Here is an 18,160-nt window from a genome sequence, read left to right on the forward strand (position 1 = left end):
AATCATTATTCGGCGGCTTCGGGAAGGGCATCCGGGGCGTTGTCGGGATCTTCTTCCGCATAGGAAGAAAGTTCGACGTTGAGGCCCAGCGAGCGCATTTCCTTGACGAGCACGTTGAAGCTTTCGGGAATGCCGGCCTCGAAGGTGTCGTCGCCCTTGACGATCGCTTCGTAAACCTTGGTGCGGCCGATCACGTCATCGGACTTCACCGTCAGCATTTCCTGAAGCGTATACGCCGCGCCATAAGCCTGCAGCGCCCACACTTCCATTTCACCGAAGCGCTGGCCACCGAACTGCGCCTTACCGCCCAGCGGCTGCTGGGTGACGAGCGAGTACGGCCCGATCGAACGCGCGTGGATCTTGTCGTCGACAAGGTGATGCAGCTTCAGGATATACATATATCCCACCGTCACCTTGCGGTCGAACCGATCACCGGTGCGGCCGTCGTACAGATCGACCTGACCCGACCGGTCGAGACCGGCGCGTTCCAGCATCGCCGACACGTCGCCTTCGCGCGCACCGTCGAACACCGGGGTCGCGAAGGGCACGCCCACCGACAGATTTCCGGCGAGTTCGACGACTTCATCGGTGCTGCGCGCCTTGATTTCGTCGGCATATTCATCGCCATAGGCCTGAAGCAGCGCTTCGCGAACCGCCTCGGGCGGGGCGCCCGCCTCGGGATCGGGGTTCGCCATGCGCCAATCCTCGAGCGCCGCGGTGATCGTGCGACCAAAGCCGCGCGATGCCCAGCCGAGGTGGGTTTCGAGGATCTGCCCGACGTTCATACGCGACGGCACGCCCAGCGGATTGAGCACGAAATCGACGTGCGTCCCGTCTTCGAGGAACGGCATGTCCTCGATCGGCAGGATGCGGCTGATGATGCCCTTGTTGCCGTGACGGCCGGCCATCTTGTCGCCCGACTGAAGCTTGCGCTTCACCGCGACGAAGACCTTGACCATCTTGAGCACGCCCGGGGCGAGTTCGTCGCCGCGCTGCAGCTTTTCGACGCGGTCTTCGTACTTCGCGCTGATCCGCTTGATCGCGTCGTCATACTGCGCCTTGATCGCTTCGAGGGCGGCCTGGGCATTGTCTTCGACAACGGCCAGCTTCCACCAGTCGGCGCGGTCGAGGTCGACAAGCATCTCTTCGGTGACGACGTCGCCCTTCTTCAGGCCCTTCGGCACTGCGCTGGTCGCCTGACCGATCAGCAGTTCCTTGAGGCTCGAGAAGGTCGCACGGTTGAGGATCGCGCGTTCGTCGTCGGCGTCCTGCTTCAGACGTTCGATCTCTTCGCGTTCGATCGCGATCGCGCGTTCGTCCTTGTCGATACCGTGACGGTTGAAGACGCGGACTTCGACGACCGTGCCCGACACGCCCGGCGGCAGGCGAAGCGAGGTGTCGCGCACGTCGCTGGCCTTTTCACCGAAGATCGCGCGCAGCAGCTTTTCTTCCGGCGTCATCGGCGATTCACCCTTGGGGGTGATCTTGCCGGCCAGAATGTCGCCCGGGCCGACTTCGGCGCCGATGTAGACGATGCCCGCTTCGTCGAGGTTGCGAAGCGCTTCCTCGCCGACGTTCGGGATGTCGCGGGTGATGTCTTCGGGCCCGAGGCGCGTGTCGCGTGCGGTGACTTCGAATTCCTCGATGTGGATCGAGGTGAAGACGTCGTCCTTCACGATGCGCTCACTGATGAGGATCGAGTCCTCATAGTTGTAGCCGTTCCACGGCATGAACGCGACGAGCACGTTCTTGCCGAGCGCCAATTCGCCGAGTTCGGTCGACGGACCGTCGGCGATGATGTCGCCCGCGCGGACGATCTCGCCCACCTTCACCAGCGGACGCTGGTTGATGCAGGTGTTCTGGTTCGACCGCTGGAACTTCTGGAGACGATAGATGTCGACGCCCGACTTGCCGGGTTCGACCATGTCGGTCGCACGGATAACGATACGCGTCGCATCGACCTGGTCGATCACGCCGCCGCGGCGCGCCGCGATGGCCGCGCCGGAGTCGCGCGCAACCGTCTCTTCCATGCCGGTGCCAACGACCGGCGCCTCGGCGCGGATCAGCGGCACAGCCTGACGCTGCATGTTCGAACCCATGAGCGCGCGGTTGGCGTCATCGTTTTCGAGGAACGGGATGAGCGACGCAGCGACCGAAACGAGCTGCTTCGGCGACACGTCCATCAGCGTGATCTGATCGCGCGGGGCCATCAGGAACTCGCCCGCCTCACGCGCCGAGATCAGCTCGTCGATGAAGCTGCCGTCGGGGTTGAGATCGGCGTTCGCCTGCGCAACCGTATGCTTCTGCTCTTCCATTGCCGACAGATAGACGACGTCGTTCGTCACCTTGCCATCGACGATGCGGCGGTACGGGGTTTCGATGAAGCCGTATTTGTTGACGCGCGCAAAGGTTGCGAGCGAGTTGATCAGACCGATGTTCGGGCCTTCCGGCGTTTCGATCGGGCAGATACGGCCATAGTGCGTCGGGTGAACGTCGCGGACTTCGAAGCCCGCGCGTTCGCGCGTCAGACCGCCCGGCCCGAGCGCCGACACGCGGCGCTTGTGCGTCACTTCGGACAGCGGGTTGGTCTGGTCCATGAACTGGCTGAGCTGCGACGAACCGAAGAATTCGCGTACCGCGGCGACCGCGGGCTTCGCGTTGATCAGGTCGTTCGGCATCACGGTCGACACGTCGACCGAGCTCATGCGCTCCTTCACCGCGCGCTCCATGCGGAGCAGGCCGACGCGATACTGGTTTTCGAGCAGCTCGCCGACCGAACGGACACGACGGTTGCCGAGGTTGTCGATATCGTCGATTTCGCCCTTGCCGTCCTTCAGGTTCACCAGTTCCTTGACCACGGCGAGGATGTCCTCGCTGCGCAGCGTGGTGACCGTGTCCTCGGCGTCGAGGCCGAGGCGCATGTTGAGCTTGACGCGGCCGACGGCCGACAGGTCGTAGCGCTCTGCGTCGAAGAACAGGCCGCCGAACAAAGCTTCCGCGGTTTCGCGCGTCGGCGGTTCGCCGGGGCGCATGACGCGATAGATGTCCGACAGCGCCTGGTCGCGGTCTTCGGCCTTGTCGGCCTTCAGCGTGTTGCGGATCCAGGGACCGGTGTTGTTGTGGTCGATGTCGAGCAGGACGAGCTTGTCGAGACCGGCCCCGTCGATCTTCTCGAGATTGTCGGCCGACACTTCGTCGCCGGCTTCGATGTAGATCTCGCCCGTCGACTCGTTGATAAGGTCATAGGCGCTGTAGCGGCCGAAGATTTCCTCGGTCGGGATCAGCAGCGTGTCGAGACCGTCCTTCGCGGCCTTGTTGGCAAGGCGCGGGCTGATCTTGTGGCCGGCGGCGAAGACGACTTCGCCGGTCTTGGCGTCGACGACGTCGAACGCGGGCTTCGCACCGCGCCAGTTTTCGACCATGAAGGGCACGCGCCAGCCGTTTTCGGCGCGTTCGAAGACGAGGCGGTCGTAAAAGTGGTTGAGGATTTCCTCGCCCGACATGCCCAGCGCGTACAGCAGGCTGGTGACCGGGAGCTTGCGCTTGCGGTCGATACGGACGTTGACGATGTCCTTGGCGTCGAATTCGAAGTCGAGCCACGAACCGCGATACGGGATCACGCGCGCGGCGAACAGGAACTTGCCCGACGAGTGGGTCTTGCCGCGGTCATGGTCGAAGAGCACACCCGGCGAACGGTGCATCTGCGACACGATGACGCGCTCGGTGCCATTGACGAAGAACGTGCCGTTCTCGGTCATCAGCGGCATGTCGCCCATGTAGACGTCCTGCTCCTTGATATCGAGCACCGAACGCGTGTCGGTTTCGCTGTCGACTTCAAAGACGATCAGGCGCAGCGTGACCTTCATCGGCGCCGCATAGGTGATGCCGCGCTGACGGCATTCCTCGACGTCATATTTCGGCGCTTCGAGTTCGTAATGGACGAAGTCGAGCTCGGCGGTGCCGGCGAAATCGCGGATCGGAAAAACGCTGCGAAGCGTCTTCTCGAGGCCCGAAACATAACCGATCGAGGGATCGGACCGCAGGAACTGCTCATAGGATTCGCGCTGCACCTCGATGAGGTTGGGCATGTCCACCGCTTCGTGGATGTTGCCGAACAGCTTACGGATTCGCTTGCTTGCGGTTGCTTCGAGGGCCTTGCCCACCGACTTCGCCTTGGTCGCCATAAGTGATTGTCTCGCCTTAGAAAAATAGCTCGCGAGCGCAGGAGAAACGCAAAAAGGCCGCGACCAACCGTTGCCGGTTTACCGCAGCTTTCCAACGCATCTCGAAATCCCCGCCGCCCTATCCGTACAGCCCGTTGCGCAAAGTCAGGCTCTATCTCGGACGATGGGGTATGACGGCAATATAGGATTGGGGGTGTCGGGTGTCAACGGGAGCACCCGATCGAAATCCTAGAAAATGCCTTTCAGGAGGTTTGCCGGGTTCCGTCGCAGCGCCGCCTCCTCCCCCGCCATATAGTGGAATATGCCCTTCAGCGCCTGATCGGTCACCGACCGTGTCAGCCCGTCACGCGTCAGCCCGGCCGACGCAAGCAATTGATTGCCCTTCGACAACTGGTCGAGCTGGCGATAGGCACCGACATTTTCCAGCGCCGATCCGATCAGCGGCGACACCCTGGTGAACAGCACGCCGCCCGCACTCGACTGAAGATAGCGCGTCGCGCCGTCGTTTTGCGTCACCAGCCCCGGCGCGTCGGTCCAGCGCAGATTGTCGATCGCGGCGCGAAACACCGGCTTCGCCTCGCCCGCCGCCTTGCCGCCCGCATCGTTCAGGCTTTTGGTCAGATTGGTGGCGAGCCCCAGCCTGTCGCCCATGCCAAAGAGTTTCGACGCCAGCTTCCCGCCCGCGCCGGGTAACAATATGCGCACCGCGGTATCGCGATAAAAGGCGCCGGGCTCCGCGAGCTTGTCGAGCGCGCCATCGGACGCGCCCGCGATCAGCCCCTTCACTCCGCCCTTCGGCAGCTTCGCCATCACCCACGGCGCGTGAATCAAAGCGAGCGCCCCGATCGCGCCGGTAAGTAGCATCCGCCGCGCCATCATTGCTTCGTCCGATTCCATGAGGCGACCTTTCCTGCCCGTGATCGATGCGGAGCCTATCAGCAAAACTGCCGCGGCCAAAGCGCGACGGCGGTTTGGGGGTGGGGAGCCGCACTTGTGCACCCCGGCGAAAGCCGGGGTCCAGAATTCTAACGCGAACCTAGCGTGTTTCCGCACTGGGCCCCGGCTTTCGCCGGGGTGCACATCTCTATCGTCTACAATCGGTCGGAAACCGATACTCACGCCGCACTGCGCAGCCGGTTCCGTCCCTCGCGCTTGGCGACATAGAGCGCCTTGTCGGCGCGGTAGAGCAGCTCTTCAACGTCGGCCTCGCCGTCATAGATCGCGAGACCGACGCTGATCGTCGCGCTCGGGAGGTCGTCTTCGGCGGCGGTCCCGATCTCGACCGCCTTGCGGACACGCTCGGCGACGATTTCGGCGGCCTGCGCGCTCGATCGCTGGAGGATGCAGACGAACTCCTCGCCGCCGATGCGACCGAGCATGTCGGCGTCGCGAAGCGCCCCCTTCGCGCGCTGGGCGACGCGGCGGATCACATCGTCACCGACTGCATGACCGTGCGCGTCGTTGATCCGCTTGAAATGATCAATGTCGAAAATCGCGACGGCAAGCGGCGCGCCATGGTCGCGCGCACCGGCGAGCGCCTTTTCGAGGAACGCGAGCGTATGGCGGCGGTTGGGCAGTCCGGTGAGCATGTCGGTATTGGCAACGCGTTCCGCCGCGCTGCGCGCGGCCTCCAATATCCGGGCATTTTCGACCGTCTCGGTCACGTCCTGGACGGTGCCGAAAATAGCGACCGCCTTACCGCCCCGTCCCGTTTCGATCGAACCGTGCGATTTGACGTGCCGGATATTACCGTCGGCGCGCAATATCCGTCCCTGAAATTCGAAAGGCTGGCCGGTTCGCACGGCCTCCGCCAAAATCTTGCGCACCGCCAACCGGTCCTCGGACACATATTGTTTGACACTATAGTTGACGTCGACCGGCATACCCGGTTCCAGCCCATGGATGCGATAGCTCTGATCCGACCAGGTTATCGTCCAATGGACCAGGTCGACGCGCCAATGCCCCACCAGCGCCGCGGCCTCCGCCTGCAGCAGCCAGCGGTTGCTCTGCTCGAGCCGCCTCGAAAGCCGCCGCTGCACGACGAGCAACGCGGCGAGCGGCAGCGCGACGACCAGCATCGACAGCAGATAGAATTGCAGGAAAAATATCTTGACCTTCGGCTCACCGTCGATGGCCGCGATCGGGCCAAAACCCTGGGCCGTCAGCAACGAAGCGATGATCGTGACAATCAATATGCCGGCGGCGGCGCCAAAAGGCCCTAAGCGGTAGGACGCGACAATGACCGCTACATAGGGCAGGAAATTGACCGGAAACTGCGATTGCGAAAAGCAGATGGCCGTGATCGCGGCGGCACCCATCAATATCGCCGTCGCTTCGGTTTTCATGCCCGCCGGCGCATTGCTGAACGCATTCGACACGATAAGCCGCGCGAGCATGACAATCGGCGGGGTGACGATCAATATACCGAGCGCGACCGTCGTCAGCCAGGACAGGAAAAAATCGAAGCCGGTGCCGGCGAACAGTGTCGCTATGCCCGCGCCCACGAAACTCGCAGCCAGCGCGGCGCCGCAGAAACGCACGACATCGCGCGGCGCCGTAAAGGATAGTTCGCCGGGTTCGCGCCGACGCAACAGCCACAGCGCGACGGCAGCCTCGACGCCATTGGCAAGAACGAAGGCGGCCGACATCGCGAACGCCGTGCCGCCAAGCATGTTTGCGGCCATGCTGGACGCCGCCATGCCAGTGAAGGACGCGATTCGCCAGCGCGCGGGCATCAGGAGGAGAAGGGCAAGGAAATATCCACTGGGCGGCCACACCGCAGCGATATTGTCTGCTCCCTTGGTCGCATACAGCGACAGGCTGGCCAGCAGGAAATAGCCCGTTGCGGTCAGCAGGAGCCAAAAGATCGCTTCGACTCTGGGGGGCAGCGACCGGGTCATGCGCCCAGATAACCAAAAACCGGAAAAGAAACCGCTAAATTATGCCGGCTGTGTCTGCGCCCGGTCGCGCCACGATATCTGGCGGCTCTTCAGCCAACCCCGCCAAAGGTCAGCCCGACCACTTCGGCGACCTTCGCCTCGTCCCATTCGATGCGCCGGTCGAGGATCAGCATCGCGAGGCCGTGCACCAGCGCCCACGCATGGAGCGCCGCGGTATCGGGGTCTCGGGCGCCGGGAAGCGCCTCACCGACTCCGGCGCGGAGCAGATTATATGCAACGTCGCCGCCGTCATTGCTGCCGTCGGGACAGCGTTCGGACATCTGGCGCGTGAAGCTCAGCCGAAACAGCGCCGGCTCGTCGTGGGCAAAGCGGACATAGGCAATGCCGGTCGCCTTGAAGCCCGCAACCCCGCCGCCCGCCTTCAGCCACGCCTGCGCCTGGAGCGCCCCGAGCCGCCGCAGCCCTTCGTCGGCGAGCGCGTCGAGCAGCGCCTCCTTGTCGGGGAAGTGCCGGTAAAGCGCGGTCGCGCTGACGCCGACGTCGCGCGCCAGCGCACGCAGCCCGAGCTCGGCGCCGTCGGCGTCCTCCAGCCGCTTCAGCCCCGCCGCGATCACCGCCGCGCGCAGGTCGCCATGATGATAAGCGCCCGCCGCCTTCGCGCCGTCGCTTTTTATGTTGACACTGTTATCTTTGCTCGCCATCATGTTGTCACTGTAAACATATCGAGTCGTCCGCACAAGCCCCCGCCACGCGGTACTTTCGCCAACATCCGTAAGGAGCAATATCATGGCAAGCAATGTCGAAACCCTGATCCGCGGCGCGGTTGTCAAAGGCATCGGCAAGGTCGCCGACTTCAACCGCAAGCGCCTCCCCCGCCCCACCGACGCGCACCCGTTCCTGACGGGCATCCACAAACCGATGACCGAAGAGGTCACGCTGGAGCAATTGCGCGTCGAGGGCGAAATCCCCGCCGCGCTGACCGGCCGTTATCTGCGCAACGGGCCGAACCCCGCGGCCGCCCCCGATCCCGCCAGCTACCACTGGTTCACCGGCGCCGGCATGGTCCACGGCATCCGCATCGAAGGCGGCAAGGCCGACTGGTATCGCAATCGCTGGGTACGCGGCAGCGAAGCATGCGCCGTGCTCGGCGAGGAATTGCCCCCGGGGCCGCGCGAAACCAGCGACGCGCCGAACACCAATGTCGTCGGCCTCGCGGGCCGCACTTTCGCGATCGTCGAAGCCGGCGGCAAGCCCGTCGAACTCGGCTATGAACTGAACACGATCGCGCACAACCCGTTCGACGGCACATTGGCCGGCGCCTATACCGCGCACCCACATCACGACCCGCTTACCGACGAAATGCACGCGATCACCTATCGCGGCGACGAGCCGAACAAGGTCTGGCACGTCGTGCTCGACAAGGACGCACACGTCGTCCGCGAGGAAGCGATCGCGGTCAGCGACGGGCCCTCGATCCATGACTGCGCGATCACCGAAAATTACGTGCTCGTCTTTGACCTCCCCGTCACCTTCTCGATGAAGATGCTGCTTGGCGGCTATCGCTTCCCCTATGCGTGGAACGACGCGCATCAGGCGCGCGTCGGCCTCCTCCCCCGGAAAGGTAGCGGTGACGAGGTGATCTGGGTTCCCGTCGAACCCTGCTATGTCTTCCACCCTGCCAACGCCTATGAAGCAGCCGACGGCAAGGTGATCGTCGACGTCGTCGCGCACGAGACGATGTTCGCGAGTTCGAAGCGCGGCCCCGACAGCGAAAAGTCGCGGATGGAACGCTGGACGATCGACCCGGTCGCCGGAACGACGACCCGCACCGTCATCCACGATCATGCGCAGGAATTCCCGCGCTATGACGAGCGGTTGACGACGAAGCCCTATCGCTACGCCTATACGATCGCGATCCCCGACGGGAAATCGGCCGAATGGGCACTCGCCGAGACGCGCCTGTTCAGGCACGATTTGGGCAAGGGCACGACCGCCATCCACGATTTCGGCCCCGGCCGGCATCCGGGCGAGTTCGTCTTCGTCCCGCGCAGTGAAAGCGGTGCCGAGGATGACGGCTGGCTGATCGGGCTGGTCGTGAACATGAATGACGAGACGACCGCGCTCGTCATCCTCAACGCCGACGACTTTACCGGGTCACCGCAAGCTGTCGTGCATCTGCCGCACCGGGTTCCCCCTGGCTTTCACGGGAACTGGGTCGCGGATTGACGATGTCGGGACGCTTCATCAGCGCCTCGGTCACCCGCAGCGACCTTTCATTGTCTACGTCGATCGCCGTCGCCCCGTTGCTGACCAGCAGCGGGGCGATTTCGATGTCCAGATGGTGCGAAATGCGCTGGAAGATGTGGTGGATCGGACCGAGCCCGAAGCGGAAACGGAGCAGGTTGATCAGGCCGAACGCCTGCATCACGCGAAACGGCTTCTTGACGAACTGGCCGCCGCCGCGAAACGCCTCGGCCGCGCGGAGCGCGTTCGGATGCCCGATCCAATAGGCATTGCAGTTCGATACCGCGACGTCGGAAAACTCGTAAAAGCGCCGCTGGCCTTCGGGATGGACCGCCAGCACATCCTCGCGCCGCGCCAGCGCGACCCCGGCATCGGCGCCGAGCCGTTCCGCCTCGGTTTCGATCTCGGCGATCGTCGCGGAGGTCAGCAAGCAATTGTCTGCGGTCGTGACGAGCAGCGGGAAGCTGGCCACGCCCGCGACCGCGAGAACCGAATCCGCCAGATTATCTGCCGCATGTACGATGATCAGCCGGTCGCCGAGCAGATCGACGACCGGGTCGCTCAATTCGGCGAGCAGCGCCGCGTGATGCGTCGAAACGAACACCTGCCGCGCACTGCTATCGGCCGCGCTTTCCAGAACATGCGCGATCATCGGCCGCCCCGCGACCGGCACAAGGCATTTGTCGCCGACGCCAGATGCCTCGGCGAGCGCATCGACCGCCCCGGGGCGGCGACCCGCAAGGATCAGGATCGACCCGCTCATGCGGCGCTCCTCCGCGCCGCGGCCGGCGCAATCTGACGAAGCATGCTTTCGGCGACGATCGTTTCGATCAGTGCCGCGTGGGTGAAGCCCGCCGCGACGGCCGAGCGCGAGAACAGTTTTTCGGACCACAGATTGCAGTTGAGATTGACCTCGAGCAGCCGGACGTCGCCGGTCGTGTGGTCGACGCGAAATTCGAACCGGCCATAATCGAACGGGCGGAAGATATCGGCCATCCGCTTGGTATAGTCGACAATCCGCGCCGCAATCGCCGGATCGTCGAACCGCTTGATGCAATATCCAACGTTGCCGACGAGGTCGCGCTTTTCCTGATAGGTACGCAGCTGGGTCGGATCATCCTGCTCGAAAATCATCATGGGCAGCATCGCGGGTTCGCCATCGAGCGTGATCACGGGCACCTCGATGTCGCTGCCGTCGATAAAGGGTTCGACGAGCGCATCATGGTCGAGCGCGTGGATTTCGGCGACCGCCTGCGCAAGTTGAACCCGGTCGTGCGCGTCGCGGACGCCCCACGACGCCGAGCTGTTGTTCGGCTTTATCACCCAGCGCCGCGCCGGCGGGCAGCGCGACACATCGACGGGCGCGCCGCGGCGGAACAGCGCCCAGGGCGCGGTCGGCACGCCGCGCGCCGCGGCCTCGAGCTTGGTCAGATGCTTGTCGTCGGACAGCCCGCGAACGATCGGCGAGGCGCCAAGATAGGGCAGACCATGCTGGTTGCAGAGCAACGGCAGCAGCATTTCCGAATTGAAGAAGCCACCGCGGTTGAGCAGCGGAAAGACGAAATCGGCGGCAGGCCGGTCGAACAGCGCGGCATAGCTATCGGCGATCAACAGCTCGATGCCAATCCCTTCGAGCGTCTCGCGCATTTCGCGGTGATAGAGCGCGTGATTGCCGTCGTCGGCATGCAGCCCGCCGGTCCAGCGCGCATGCTTGGCGATGAACAGAAGCCGCTGCGTTTCGCGCAGCTGGTTCGGCAGCCGGGTCGGGGCAAGGTCGGTGGTTTTCATGCGCGGCGTTGATCACGGCCAGGTTGCGCGGGAATGACGAATTGGTGACCCGGCCGACACCAAAGCGCAAAGCCCCTGTCATATTGAAGCGCACGTCCTCGGAAATGCGGGCTCCCGGGCCCGGCCCGGGCGATCGATCGCACCGGTCCGCCCGGCCGCAAAAATGATGAGACGGCACGACCAGCCGCACCGGAATCCTCGCCGCGCCGTTCGGCAGCCACGGCTCATCCCGGAAACCGCGTTGTCCGAGCAGCATTTTCGGGGAGTGGCTCGTTCGTGCTTTCACTATGACAAGAAATATCGCCCTCTCCCGCCCCGCCATGAGCGCGATTGCCGCGTTCCTGGTTCTGTCCACCCCCGGCGCTCTTGCGCAGGAAGCCCCGACCGTTACGATGACCCCTCCGGTCGCGGCGCCGACCCCGCAGACCCCGCCCACGGTGCCCGAACCGAGCACCACCGCCCCGGTCGCAACCCCGCAGACCGCGCAGCCCGCCGCACCGGCACCTCTTATCCGCGTCCCGCTGGACATCCCCGCCGAAAAGACCGCTCCCGCACCCAAGGCAGCGCAGCGCGCCGCGGCGCCCGCCCCGGCGCGCGCCGAACGCGCAGCGCCGCGTACGCGCTCTGCAGCGCCCGTAGCGGCGGCAGCCACCCCTGCCGCGGCGCCCGCCGCCGAGGCTCCGGTTATCGAGGAAGCCACGCCAATCGCCGCCCCGATGGCAGCGCCGACCGAACCGATCGCCGAGCCCACGCCGCTGCCCGCTGAAGCCGCGAGCACGACCGGCGATGCCTTTCCGTGGGAGATTGCGGGTGGCGCAGCCGCGCTGCTGATCATCGGCGGTGCCGGATTTGCCTTCGCCCGTCGCCGCCGCGTGGTCGGCGAGGAAGCCACCGTCTATGACTATGAGCCTGCGCCGCGCGCTGCAGCCGAGCCGGTGACCGGCGAAACGCAACCGTGGATTACGCCCGCCTATGCCCCGCGCGAAGAGGAAGAGGTCGCTCTGCGGACCGTTCCCGCCTTTGTCGCGGCACCGAGCGGAAGCATGGGTCGTCACGAAGCGATGGCGATGGCCGGGCCCACCGACGACAATCCCTTTGCGACGCTCAGCAAGCGGCTGAAGCATGCGCGTTTCCTCGATCGCCAGGAACGCACCGTCTATGACGAGACGCTCGGCGCGCAGAAAGACATGACCCGCAAGCCGGTCAGCGCTTGGGAAATCGCCCAGCGCCCTGCCCCGGCGACGCAGGAACAGGATGTGCGCCGCCCCGAACCCGCGCGTGTCCGCACGTCGACCAGCTTCCGCCCGGGCTATTCCAAGAGCTGAGCGCCCGATAATCTGCGGTGGTCCCCTCACCGCATAGAAAAAGGGCGGTGCCTCGCGGCACCGCCCTTTCTCATTTTCGCTGGAACCCGGCCGGATGATCCGGCCGGAACCCATCCAACCGAATTACTTCAGTTCGACGGTGCCGCCGGCAGCGAGAATCTTGGCCTTCAGCTCTTCAGCTTCTGCCTTGTTCACGCCTTCCTTGATGGCCTTCGGTGCGCCTTCGACGAGTGCCTTGGCTTCGCCCAGACCCAGACCGGTGATCGCACGGACTTCCTTAATCACGTTGATCTTGTTGCCGCCGTCACCCGTCAGGATGACGTCGAATTCGGTCTGCTCTTCAGCAGCCGGGCCAGCAGCGGCAGCAGCCGGAGCGGCAGCAACAGCAGCGGCAGCCGAAACGCCCCACTTTTCTTCGAGCAGCTTCGACAGGTCAGCCGCTTCGAGGACGGTCAGCGCCGACAGTTCTTCAACGATCTTTGCAAGATCAGCCATGTTCATTCTCCATCAGAACCGGGATATCCCGGTAGTAAGTTTAAAGGGTTAGTTCGAAATCACGCTGCTTCTTTGGCGGCATATGCGCCAAAAACCCGCGCCAACTGGCCCGCCGGGGCTGCGGCAATCTGCGCAACCTTGGTGGCCGGAGCCTGCACCAGACCGATGATCTTGGCGCGGAGCTCGTCGAGCGAGGGAAGCGAAGCAAGCGCCTTCACGCCATCTACGTCGAGGACCACGTCGCCCATGCCGCCACCAACGATTTCAAGCTTGTCGTTGGTCTTGGCAAATTCCACGGCGATCTTTGCAGCCGAGACCGGATCGGTCGAGGTTGCGAGGGCCGTGGGACCGGTCAGCAGTTCGCCGATACCGGTGTAGGACGTGCCATCGAGCGCGATTTTGGCAAGACGGTTCTTCGTGACGCGAAAGTCGGCCCCTGCATCGCGCATCTGCTGGCGCAGCACCGTCGACTGAGCGACGGTCATGCCGAGGTTGCGGACGACCACAACAGCAGCAGCTGATCCCAGCGTAGCGTTCAGCGAGGATACGGCTTCGGCCTTTTCCGTACGATCCATGCCTATACTCCACTCATCTGCCCGGATGCGCGCACGCCGAAACGCATGCGCCGCCGGGCGGCTAACACACGCAAATGCCGATGCGAGCCAAGGCTCACCTGCATTTGCGCAACGATGTCCGATGGGGTCGGTCAAGACGCGTCGCCTGATCAAACAGGCGGGCGACCGAAAAAGACTGTTCCCCGTCTCGGCTGGAAATTAAGAAGGGCAAATCCCCTTCACCAACTGTCTCGGACGGAATTGCCACGGCCGAGACCGAGGCAACACGGGGGCGCTAATAGCGTGGGTGGGCGCGGAGTCAAGGCCAATGGCGGGATTTCGGTCGCCTTCGGGCTTGGCGAGCCTTGTCGCGATCGACTAAAGCCCCCGCCATGATACGGATCCGACAATCGACACCCGCCGACGGCGAGCGCGCTGTCGAGATATGGCGCGACGCCGTCGATGCGACGCACGACTTTCTAACCTCCGAAGACCGCGCCGCGATCGAAGCCGAAGTCCAGTCCTTCCTTCCCGCAGCGCCGCTCTGGCTCGCGGTCGACGCCGATGACCGGCCGATCGGCTTCATGCTGCTCGACGGATCGAGCATGGAGGCGCTGTTCATCGATCCCGCATATCGCGGGGCGGGTGTCGGGCGGGCGCTGGTCGCGCATGCGCTGGAACGCCAGCCGACGCTGACAACCGAAGTGAACGAACAGAATGGGCAAGCCGTCGGCTTTTATGAGCGCCTGGGCTTCGTGCCCACCGGTCGATCAGAACGCGATAGCCAGGGGCGTGCCTATCCGCTGATTCACTTGCGCTTCGCGCCGCAAAGCTGATCGCCCCGCGTTTCCGTCGATAAATTTTCCCGGCGCCTCTTGCACATTCTATCTTAAGATATATCTTAGACGCATCTAGAATCACTCTAAGGAACGAAAAATGATATTCTATGCGAAAATGGAAGGCCGCGGTTGCGGCGGGCGGCATGCGATGCATCGCGGCGGACGTGGCTTTGGCCATGGGTTCGGGCACGGCTTTGGCGGCGGTGGCCGCCGTGGCGGCGGCCGGGGCGAGCGCGGTGAACGCCGACGCATGTTCGACGGCGGCGAGCTGCGGCTCGTATTGCTCAAGCTGATCGCCGACGAGCCGCGCCACGGATACGACCTGATCCGTCACATCGAGGAACTGACGGGCGGCAGCTACGCGCCAAGCCCCGGCGTCATCTATCCGACGCTGACGATGCTCGACGACATGGGCCTGATCGAAGCGCAAGAGAGCGACGGCGCGAAAAAGCTGTTCGCGATCACCGACGCGGGACGCGCCGAACTCGAAGCCAATAGCGAGATTGTCGACGCCGCGATCACCCGCCTGACCGCGGTCGGCGAGGAAACGCAGCGCACGGACTCGGCGTCGGTGCGCCGCGCGATGGGCAATCTGCGCCAGGTGCTGATGAACCGGCTCGGCGACCGCGACCTCGACAATGCCGCGTTGCACGACATCGTCGCGCTGATCGACGAGGCGGCGCAAAAGATCGAGCGGCTGTGATGAGCAGCGCTGTCGCCAACGTGCCCACGGCGCACGCGAGCAAATATCTGCAGCAGCTGTGCAAGCATTGGCAGCATAATCTCGCGGTCGAATTCACCCCCGACCACGGCACCGTGGCCTTCCCCAAGGACGCGCGCGGCGCGACATGGGCGGGCGATGCGCTGGTGACGTTCGATGCCGGACCCGACGCGCTGTCGGTCCGCATCGACGCCAGCAGCGCCGAACATGTGGAAGCGATGAAGGGCGTCGTGGCGCGCCACCTCGACCGCTTCGCCTTTCGCGAAGCGCCGCTGGCGTTCGACTGGCAGGCGGCTTGACACCCTGCCCCTCGCCATCCCGGACCTGATCCGGGCCGGATCCGTAGCGTCCTCGGTCGGAAGCACGGGACATGCAGTCATAGACCCCGGATCAAGTCCGGTGTGATGGTGAGGAAAATGCGTTTCCCACACGCCGGTCGCCAGTCATATCGTTTTTCAATATTATCGATTGACGATAAGAAGAAATCGGAATATATCGCTCTTCGATAAACAACCTATCGGAGAACGATATGCCTGTTCCCAACTCGACCCTTCTCGGCGCGACGCGCGGGCTGCTCTGGCTGATCCTCGGATTGATCGTGGCGTCGGCGCTGCTCGTCGTCGGCATCGCGGTCGCGCTGATCGTCGCCTGGCCCGAAGTCATGGCCGGATTCCGCGACAGCCCCGAATTCGTCGATGTCACGACGCTTCGGCTCCCGGTCGGCCTGCTGCTGGGGCTGCTCTTCGCCATCCTCGCCGGGGCGGCTTACATAATCCGCCAGTTTCAGGCGCTCGTGGCGAGCGCGGCGCGCGATCCCTTCATCGCTGCGAACGCGGCCCGGCTGCGCCGGGTCGGCTGGGCGCTCGTTGCCGTCCAGTTGCTGGCGATCCCGCTGCACTGGACCGCCAGCAGCATCGCGAAAGCGGGCAGCGCATTCGCCGACATGGGCGGAATCTCGCTCGGCAATCTGCTCGCGATCCTCCTCGCCTTCGTCCTCGCGGCGGTCTTCGAACAGGGCGCCGCGATGCGCGACGAGCTGGAAGGGACCGTGTGATGGCGATCGTCGTGAAACTGGATGACCTGCTCCACGCCAAGCGGATGACGCTGACCGACCTGTCCGACCGCATCGGGATCACGCTCGCCAACCTGTCGATCCTCAAGACCGGTAAGGCAAAGGCGATGCGCTTTTCGACGCTCGAGGCGATCTGCACCGAACTCGATTGCCAGCCAGGCGACTTGCTGGCGTTCGAAGCCGACAGCTGAACAGAGCACGGCAAAACTCGGCCCCGTTCCGCCTCCCCGGTCGGAACGGGGCCTTTTCTGTTTGCGGAACGCAAGTTGGCCGTGGCACGTTAGGGACATGGCGGCCCGCCGGGTCGCCTTTGCCTTGAAAGGAAACTTCGTGTCCGATGCCCAGGGGCTGCTTTGCCCGACCTGCCGCGTGAACCTGACCATGTCGGAACGCCAGGGAATCGAGATCGACTATTGCCCCCAATGCCGCGGCGTCTGGCTCGACCGCGGCGAACTCGACAAGATCATCGAGCGCAGCGAAGCCGCCAGCGCGCCGGCACCGCGCGCGTCCGCCCCTCCCCCGCCGCCACAGCCCGAATATCGCGAGCGCGGCTATGACGACCGCCATTACGGCGGCAAGCCGTACAAGAAGAATTACAAGAAGAGCTTCCTGAGCGAGCTGTTCGACTGATCAGCCGACGACGGCGTGTCGGCGGGCGTAGAGGAAATAGACCCCCAGCCCGCCGACATTCCACACAAGGAACCAGAGCTGCGTCTGCACCGGCAGGCTGAAGAAGAGATAGATGCAGCCGAGCACCGCGATGCCGCCGACCACCCACGGCATCGGCGCGCGGAAGGTACGTGGCGCTTCGGGCGCGCGGCGGCGCATGATCAGCATACAGATCGACACCGCGGTGAACGCGGCGAGCGTGCCGGCATTGGCGAGCGCAGCAAGTTCGCCGAGCGGGATAAAGCCCGCGAGCACTGCAACGACGAGCGCGGTGAAGATGGTGATCCGCACCGGCGTCCCGCGCGACGACAGCTTGGCGAGGCTCGCGGGCAACAGCCCGTCGCGCGCCATCGTGAAGAAGATGCGGCTCTGCCCATAGAAGAAGGCGAGAATGACCGTCGGCAGCGCGATGATCGCCGACACCGCAAGATATTGCGCCGCGAGCGGGCTGCCGAGTTCGCGCAGGATCAGCGCGAGCGGTTCGGGGCTGTTGGCAAAGCGCGTATAGGCGATCGCGCCGACCGCGGCGACCGCGACGGCGATATAGATGATCACGCAGGCGAACATCGATCCGACGATGCCGATCTTGAGATCGCGGTCGGGATTCTTGGCTTCCTCGGCCGCGGTCGCGATCGCGTCGAAGCCATAGAAGGCGAAGAAGATGATCGCCGCCGCAGCCATCACGCCGCGCTCGACGCCATCGGGCCCCATATGCTTGGCGAAGCCATAGGGGCTGAAGGGTTCGAGATTGGCGGCGTTGAAGGCAGGCAGCGCGACGGCCACGAACACAATGAGCGCGACGATCTTCACCAGCACCAGGATCGCATTGAGCGTCGCGCTTTCACGCGTGCCGACGAGGAGCAGCCCCGCGACCACCGCGATGATCGCAATTGCGGGCAGGTTGACGATGCCGCCGAGTTCGGGTCCCTGCATCAGCGCCATCGGAAAGCCCGCCCACGCCTGTAACAAGGGCGCGGCATAGCCCGACCAGCCGACCGCGACCGCGCTGACGACGAGCGAATATTCGAGGATCAGGCTCCACCCGACGACCCACGCGAGCAATTCGCCGATCACGACATAGCTATAGGTATAAGCGCTGCCCGAAGCGGGGATCATCGTCGCCATTTCGGCATAGGCAAGCGCGGCGCAGGCGCAGATCAGCCCCGCGATACCGAAGGACAGGATGACCGCGGGCCCCGCCTTGTCGGCGCCGACGCCGATGAGGGTCAATATGCCCGTGCCGACGATCGCCCCGACGCCGAGCGCGATCAGATGCGGCCAGCCGAGCGTCCGCGCCAGCACCTGCTCGCCCTCCCGCCGTTCCGGAACGATCGGTTTGCGGCGGAACAGGCTGTCGGTCATGCGGTGG

The 18,160-nt window shown here is 64.4% G+C and carries 17 protein-coding genes; 8 read left to right on the forward strand and 9 right to left on the reverse strand.

Annotation, left to right across the window (positions count from 1 at the left end; translation table 11 throughout):
* Positions 1–5: 5 nt before the first annotated feature.
* The 4 genes from rpoB to V8J55_RS15735 all read right to left on the reverse strand — a co-directional run bounded on the left by rpoB (position 6) and on the right by V8J55_RS15735 (position 7,785).
* Positions 6–4,184, reverse strand: a complete 4,179-nt coding sequence (rpoB, locus tag V8J55_RS15720; RefSeq protein ID WP_336446529.1) for a DNA-directed RNA polymerase subunit beta — start codon at positions 4,182–4,184, stop codon at positions 6–8.
* Positions 4,185–4,412: 228 nt separating this feature from the next.
* Positions 4,413–5,081: a DUF4197 domain-containing protein gene (locus V8J55_RS15725; RefSeq protein ID WP_336446530.1), complete on the reverse strand. Its 669-nt coding sequence runs from the start codon at positions 5,079–5,081 to the stop codon at positions 4,413–4,415.
* Between the two features lie 218 nt (positions 5,082–5,299).
* Complete coding sequence (locus V8J55_RS15730; RefSeq protein ID WP_336446531.1) at positions 5,300–7,084, reverse strand: sensor domain-containing diguanylate cyclase; 1,785 nt, start codon at positions 7,082–7,084, stop codon at positions 5,300–5,302.
* Positions 7,085–7,173: 89 nt separating this feature from the next.
* Complete coding sequence (locus tag V8J55_RS15735) at positions 7,174–7,785, reverse strand: TetR/AcrR family transcriptional regulator (RefSeq protein ID WP_336446532.1); 612 nt, start codon at positions 7,783–7,785, stop codon at positions 7,174–7,176.
* Positions 7,786–7,870: 85 nt separating this feature from the next.
* On the opposite strand from V8J55_RS15735, the gene V8J55_RS15740 reads away from it, so the two are divergent.
* Positions 7,871–9,310 carry an 8'-apo-carotenoid 13,14-cleaving dioxygenase gene (locus tag V8J55_RS15740; RefSeq protein ID WP_336446533.1) on the forward strand — a complete coding sequence of 480 codons (1,440 nt, stop codon included), beginning with the start codon at positions 7,871–7,873 and terminating at the stop codon, positions 9,308–9,310.
* Here the strand turns inward: V8J55_RS15740 and V8J55_RS15745 are convergent.
* Together V8J55_RS15745 and V8J55_RS15750 are read right to left on the reverse strand one after the other, a co-directional pair.
* Positions 9,231–10,091, reverse strand: a complete 861-nt coding sequence (locus tag V8J55_RS15745) for a nucleotidyltransferase family protein (protein WP_336446534.1) — start codon at positions 10,089–10,091, stop codon at positions 9,231–9,233. The two genes, V8J55_RS15740 and V8J55_RS15745, sit on opposite strands and share 80 nt — an antisense overlap.
* Positions 10,088–11,116, reverse strand: coding sequence for a D-alanine--D-alanine ligase family protein (locus tag V8J55_RS15750; protein WP_336446535.1), 1,029 nt, complete (start codon positions 11,114–11,116; stop codon positions 10,088–10,090). Before V8J55_RS15750 ends, V8J55_RS15745 begins: the two co-directional genes overlap by 4 nt.
* A gap of 320 nt (positions 11,117–11,436) precedes the next feature.
* Between V8J55_RS15750 and V8J55_RS15755 the strand changes: the two genes are divergently transcribed.
* Positions 11,437–12,441, forward strand: coding sequence for a hypothetical protein (locus V8J55_RS15755; protein WP_336446536.1), 1,005 nt, complete (start codon positions 11,437–11,439; stop codon positions 12,439–12,441).
* Positions 12,442–12,564: 123 nt separating this feature from the next.
* On the opposite strand, the gene rplL is transcribed toward V8J55_RS15755, so the two are convergent.
* Together rplL and rplJ are read right to left on the reverse strand one after the other, a co-directional pair.
* Complete coding sequence (gene rplL, locus V8J55_RS15760; RefSeq protein WP_037516187.1) at positions 12,565–12,936, reverse strand: 50S ribosomal protein L7/L12; 372 nt, start codon at positions 12,934–12,936, stop codon at positions 12,565–12,567.
* Between the two features lie 59 nt (positions 12,937–12,995).
* Positions 12,996–13,511 carry a 50S ribosomal protein L10 gene (gene rplJ / locus V8J55_RS15765; RefSeq protein WP_037516086.1) on the reverse strand — a complete coding sequence of 172 codons (516 nt, stop codon included), beginning with the start codon at positions 13,509–13,511 and terminating at the stop codon, positions 12,996–12,998.
* Between the two features lie 371 nt (positions 13,512–13,882).
* Here rplJ and V8J55_RS15770 point away from each other — a divergent pair, with 371 nt between their 5' ends.
* From V8J55_RS15770 to V8J55_RS15795, 6 genes are all read left to right on the forward strand, one after another.
* Positions 13,883–14,326, forward strand: a complete 444-nt coding sequence (locus tag V8J55_RS15770; RefSeq protein WP_336446537.1) for an acetyltransferase — start codon at positions 13,883–13,885, stop codon at positions 14,324–14,326.
* 100 nt (positions 14,327–14,426) lie between these two features.
* The gene (locus V8J55_RS15775; RefSeq protein WP_336446538.1) at positions 14,427–15,032 is read left to right on the forward strand and encodes a PadR family transcriptional regulator; all 606 of its coding nucleotides are present in this window, start codon (positions 14,427–14,429) and stop codon (positions 15,030–15,032) included.
* Positions 15,032–15,349, forward strand: coding sequence for a DUF2218 domain-containing protein (locus V8J55_RS15780; protein ID WP_336446539.1), 318 nt, complete (start codon positions 15,032–15,034; stop codon positions 15,347–15,349). The genes V8J55_RS15775 and V8J55_RS15780 overlap by 1 nt, the downstream gene beginning before the upstream one ends.
* 230 nt (positions 15,350–15,579) lie before the next feature.
* The gene (locus V8J55_RS15785; RefSeq protein WP_336446540.1) at positions 15,580–16,104 is read left to right on the forward strand and encodes a DUF2975 domain-containing protein; all 525 of its coding nucleotides are present in this window, start codon (positions 15,580–15,582) and stop codon (positions 16,102–16,104) included.
* Positions 16,104–16,313, forward strand: a complete 210-nt coding sequence (locus V8J55_RS15790; RefSeq protein WP_058539484.1) for a helix-turn-helix domain-containing protein — start codon at positions 16,104–16,106, stop codon at positions 16,311–16,313. Before V8J55_RS15785 ends, V8J55_RS15790 begins: the two co-directional genes overlap by 1 nt.
* Before the next feature lie 97 nt (positions 16,314–16,410).
* The gene (locus V8J55_RS15795) at positions 16,411–16,752 is read left to right on the forward strand and encodes a TFIIB-type zinc ribbon-containing protein (RefSeq protein ID WP_336446541.1); all 342 of its coding nucleotides are present in this window, start codon (positions 16,411–16,413) and stop codon (positions 16,750–16,752) included.
* On the opposite strand, the gene V8J55_RS15800 is transcribed toward V8J55_RS15795, so the two are convergent.
* The gene (locus V8J55_RS15800; RefSeq protein WP_336446542.1) at positions 16,753–18,153 is read right to left on the reverse strand and encodes an amino acid permease; all 1,401 of its coding nucleotides are present in this window, start codon (positions 18,151–18,153) and stop codon (positions 16,753–16,755) included.
* Positions 18,154–18,160 lie beyond the last annotated feature (7 nt).

This window comes from Sphingopyxis sp. CCNWLW2 (genome assembly GCF_037095755.1).
Lineage (GTDB): Bacteria > Pseudomonadota > Alphaproteobacteria > Sphingomonadales > Sphingomonadaceae > Sphingopyxis.

Coding starts and splice junctions, on each gene's coding strand:
- rpoB (WP_336446529.1), bottom strand. CDS start 4,184: ATGGCGACCAAGGCGAAGTCGGTGGGCAAGGCCCTCGAAGCAACCGCA.
- V8J55_RS15725 (WP_336446530.1), bottom strand. CDS start 5,081: ATGGAATCGGACGAAGCAATGATGGCGCGGCGGATGCTACTTACCGGC.
- V8J55_RS15730 (WP_336446531.1), bottom strand. CDS start 7,084: ATGACCCGGTCGCTGCCCCCCAGAGTCGAAGCGATCTTTTGGCTCCTG.
- V8J55_RS15735 (WP_336446532.1), bottom strand. CDS start 7,785: ATGGCGAGCAAAGATAACAGTGTCAACATAAAAAGCGACGGCGCGAAG.
- V8J55_RS15740 (WP_336446533.1), top strand. CDS start 7,871: ATGGCAAGCAATGTCGAAACCCTGATCCGCGGCGCGGTTGTCAAAGGC.
- V8J55_RS15745 (WP_336446534.1), bottom strand. CDS start 10,091: ATGAGCGGGTCGATCCTGATCCTTGCGGGTCGCCGCCCCGGGGCGGTC.
- V8J55_RS15750 (WP_336446535.1), bottom strand. CDS start 11,116: ATGAAAACCACCGACCTTGCCCCGACCCGGCTGCCGAACCAGCTGCGC.
- V8J55_RS15755 (WP_336446536.1), top strand. CDS start 11,437: ATGAGCGCGATTGCCGCGTTCCTGGTTCTGTCCACCCCCGGCGCTCTT.
- rplL (WP_037516187.1), bottom strand. CDS start 12,936: ATGGCTGATCTTGCAAAGATCGTTGAAGAACTGTCGGCGCTGACCGTC.
- rplJ (WP_037516086.1), bottom strand. CDS start 13,511: ATGGATCGTACGGAAAAGGCCGAAGCCGTATCCTCGCTGAACGCTACG.
- V8J55_RS15770 (WP_336446537.1), top strand. CDS start 13,883: ATGATACGGATCCGACAATCGACACCCGCCGACGGCGAGCGCGCTGTC.
- V8J55_RS15775 (WP_336446538.1), top strand. CDS start 14,427: ATGATATTCTATGCGAAAATGGAAGGCCGCGGTTGCGGCGGGCGGCAT.
- V8J55_RS15780 (WP_336446539.1), top strand. CDS start 15,032: ATGAGCAGCGCTGTCGCCAACGTGCCCACGGCGCACGCGAGCAAATAT.
- V8J55_RS15785 (WP_336446540.1), top strand. CDS start 15,580: ATGCCTGTTCCCAACTCGACCCTTCTCGGCGCGACGCGCGGGCTGCTC.
- V8J55_RS15790 (WP_058539484.1), top strand. CDS start 16,104: ATGGCGATCGTCGTGAAACTGGATGACCTGCTCCACGCCAAGCGGATG.
- V8J55_RS15795 (WP_336446541.1), top strand. CDS start 16,411: ATGGCGGCCCGCCGGGTCGCCTTTGCCTTGAAAGGAAACTTCGTGTCC.
- V8J55_RS15800 (WP_336446542.1), bottom strand. CDS start 18,153: ATGACCGACAGCCTGTTCCGCCGCAAACCGATCGTTCCGGAACGGCGG.